This window comes from Brevibacterium sp. SIMBA_078, assembly GCF_046534565.1.
In the GTDB taxonomy this organism is placed as follows: Bacteria; Actinomycetota; Actinomycetes; order Actinomycetales; family Brevibacteriaceae; genus Brevibacterium.
In genome coordinates, this window is record NZ_JAWRYQ010000570.1 from 1 (window position 1) to 237 (window position 237).

Here is a 237-nt window from a genome sequence, read left to right on the forward strand (position 1 = left end):
ATCGTAGCTAAAGCTGGCATTTTCAAAGCTAATTGCCCCATTTTTGAGTGCTAATGGTTGCGCAGTTTCGCTATCTGCTACTTTGGGTGAGGTATTTAATAACCCAAGCATGTTTTCAAGGTCGGTAAGGGCACGGCGTATTTCTCTATACACAAATCCCAAGAAGTTAAGCGGTAAAAATAATTGGATCATATACGCATTGATCATTACCAGCTCACCAATCGTTAACTCGCCGGT

Annotated in this window: 1 pseudogene; it reads right to left on the reverse strand. The window is 41.8% G+C overall.

Annotation, left to right across the window (positions count from 1 at the left end):
* Nucleotides 1–237 (reverse strand): annotated as a pseudogene (locus SB749_RS20835) (metal ABC transporter permease); the annotation flags it as partial.